Source organism: Endozoicomonas sp. SESOKO4 (assembly GCF_024606275.1).
On the sequence record NZ_JAHHPS010000027.1, the window covers coordinates 1 to 3,238 of the forward strand.

Sequence of the window (3,238 nt, forward strand, 5' to 3'; positions counted from 1 at the left end):
GTTCGCAGGATATGGCATGCATATGGCCTCAAGCCTCACCTGGAAAAGACATTCAAGGTGTCCCGAGACCCGAAATTTGTGGAGAAGCTTGAAGATATTGTCGGACTTTATCTGTCTCCTCCTGAACATGCGTTGGTGCTGTGCTGTGATGAAAAAAGTCAGGTTCAGGCGCTCGATCGAACACAGCCTGGTTTACCGTTGAAGAGAGGGCGTGCCGCAACAATGACTCATGATTATAAACGACATGGTACAACCACTCTCTTTGCAGCGTTGAATGTGCTTGATGGTGCTGTCATCGGTCAGTGCCAGCAGCGTCATACTCATGTGGAATGGTTGAAGTTTCTTAAACAGATAAATAGGGAAACGGCAAAAGACAAAGAGCTGCACCTGATTTGCGACAACTATGCGACTCACAAACACCCGAAGGTGCGAGAGTGGCTGGAAAAACATCCTCGTTTTCATATGCATTTTACGCCAACGTCAGCATCATGGTTAAACATGGTTGAGAGATTTTTTCGGGATCTCACGAGTCAGCGGTTACGCCGTGGTGTGTTTATCAGTGTGCCAGAGCTAGTCAGCGCGATTGATGAATATATTGAAAAACATAATCAAAATCCCAAGCCGTTTATCTGGACTGCTAAGGCAAATGACATCTTAGAAAAAGTCGTACGGGCTAATCGCCGGTTAAGTTGCAAAAAGAACGACGCACTACATTAGGTGGTATTGTCGGCGGTATTATGGTGAGTAGTGAATAAGCAGAAGTGCGATTTAGCTGCATGAGTTTAGACGTCATCTGCCTTGAAAATGACCGCTAAGATATGGTGTCATTTTCCGGGTTAAGGAAAATTATGAAAGTTTTGATCGTTTTTGGTACACGTCCTGAAGCCATTAAAATGGCGCCTGTCGTCAAAGCATTATATTCACACCCCAAAATTGAAGCCCGAGTTTGTGTGACAGCGCAACATCGGGAAATGCTTGACCAAGTATTGAAGTTATTTGAAATAGAACCAGATTATGATCTGAACATCATGCTGCCAGGTCAAACATTGACCGATATAACCAGCAATATTCTAAAAGGTATGGAATCCGTTCTTCGCGAGTGTAAGCCAGATGCGATTTTGGTGCATGGTGATACTACAACAACTTTGGCAACTTCACTGGCTGCATTTTATCAGCAAATACCCGTGGGGCATGTTGAAGCAGGCCTTAGGACTGGAGATTTGTATTCACCGTGGCCAGAAGAGGCGAACCGAAAAATTACTACAGCTATTGCTAAATGGCACTTTGCGCCCACGGAAAGTGCGAAAGCCAACTTGCTAGCCGAGAACGTTGCGAAAGAAAATGTCCTGATTACTGGTAATACAGTCATTGATGCGCTGTTGGAAGTAAAAAATAAACTGGAAAATGATCATGAGCTTCAATCACGTTTCTCAGATCAGTTTGATTTTATTGCCAACAATTCCAGGATTATTCTGGTTACTGGTCATCGCCGGGAAAGTTTTGGTGATGGCTTCGAGCGCATTTGTGAAGCACTGGCAGTAATAGCCAAGCAGAAACCCAACGTACAGATCATTTACCCGGTACATTTGAATCCAAATGTCAGGGAACCCGTTAACCGGTTGTTGAGTGACATTGATAATATCCATTTGATCGAACCACTGGACTACTTGCCTTTTGTTTGGTTAATGAACCGTTCGGATATTATCCTGACCGATTCTGGTGGGATTCAGGAAGAGGCTCCGTCTCTTGGTAAGCCAGTGTTGGTAATGCGTGACACAACAGAGCGTCCAGAAGCGGTAACGGCAGGTACCGTCAAATTGGTTGGTACGGATTCTTCAAGAATTATTGATACCATTACTACTTTGCTGAATGACAGCAAAATCTACGAAAAAATGAGCAAAGCCCAGAACCCATATGGGGATGGTAAAGCCAGCGACAGAATTATCGGTCATCTGATCAATTCATAATTTTTATCTTCTTTTTTGCTGCCGTTATGCGGCTTTTCGTATGGGTTGGTTTAGGACAAAAATCACCCATTCCTGGATACAAAAACAATGCATGACTCAACATTTAAAACAGTTTCAGTAATAGGTCTTGGTTATATAGGCCTACCTACAGCGGCCATGTTTGCTTCCCGCAAGATGAACGTTATTGGGGTGGACGTGAACCAGCAGGCTGTTGACACCATCAATGATGGTAAAATCCATATTGTTGAGCCCGATCTGGACATGCTGGTGAGTGCTGCTGTTACTGCTGGTTATCTGCGGGCAACAATAACACCTGTACCCGCAGATGCTTTTTTGGTGGCAGTACCAACTCCTTTCAAAGAGGGGTACGAACCAGACCTTTCTTATATTGAATCGGCAACCAAAGCCATTGCTCCGGTACTTAAAAAAGGCGATCTGGTTGTACTGGAATCCACCTCACCGGTGGGTGCCACAGAACAAATGGCGCAGTGGATTGCAGATGCCAGACCGGATCTGTTGGTACCGTTCAGTGAAAAAGAGAATGGTGACTTATATATTGCCCACTGCCCTGAACGAGTTCTGCCGGGCTATGTGGTAAAAGAACTGGTAGAGAACGACAGGGTCATCGGCGGTATTAACCGCGAAAGCTCCCAAAAAGCGGTTGAACTCTATAAAACCTTTGTAATGGGTGAATGCATTATCACCAATGCTCGCACTGCAGAAATGGCAAAGCTCACCGAGAACGCATCCAGAGATGTATCCATCGCTTTTGCCAATGAACTGTCTGTGATCTGTGACGAGCTTGATGTCAATGTTTGGGAATTGATTGAACTGGCAAACCGTCATCCACGAGTGAACATACTACAACCAGGTCCTGGTGTAGGTGGTCACTGTATTGCTGTTGACCCTTGGTTTATTGTCAGCAAAACACCAGAAAAGGCCAGGCTGATTCGCCAGGCACGGGTAACAAATGACAGTAAGCCTGCATGGGTAATTGAAAAAGTTAAACAGAAAGTGGAGCAACTTCTGGCAGACCATCCCAATAAAAAGCGGGAAGAGGTTACTGTTGCCTGCTTTGGTTTGGCGTTTAAGCCAGATATTGATGATTTACGGGAAAGCCCGGCACTGCAGATTACCCGAGAACTGTTTAATACCTTAGATTGTAAAGTAATTGTCGTTGAGCCGAATGTAGAATCCCTGAAAGAAGATTTTGAGCTGGTGAATCTGGATACAGCATTTACCAAAGCGGATATATATGTACTGTTGGTTGA

The 3,238-nt window shown here is 44.7% G+C and carries 3 protein-coding genes; all 3 read left to right on the plus strand.

Annotation, left to right across the window (positions count from 1 at the left end):
- Positions 1–717 (plus strand): IS630 family transposase (locus KDK16_RS00425; RefSeq protein WP_257274206.1); only part of this gene is annotated, 717 nt, incomplete at its 5' end.
- Positions 718–848: 131 nt separating this feature from the next.
- Positions 849–1,967, plus strand: a complete 1,119-nt coding sequence (gene wecB, locus KDK16_RS00430; RefSeq protein WP_257274207.1) for a non-hydrolyzing UDP-N-acetylglucosamine 2-epimerase — start codon at positions 849–851, stop codon at positions 1,965–1,967.
- Between the two features lie 156 nt (positions 1,968–2,123).
- Positions 2,124–3,238, plus strand: a 1,115-nt coding sequence (gene wecC, locus KDK16_RS00435; RefSeq protein ID WP_373690881.1) for a UDP-N-acetyl-D-mannosamine dehydrogenase, incomplete at its 3' end; no start/stop codon positions are given.

Bases quoted from the DNA above. Each gene is read 5' to 3' on its own strand.
- wecB (WP_257274207.1), top strand. From the start codon at position 849: ATGAAAGTTTTGATCGTTTTTGGTACACGTCCTGAAGCCATTAAAATG.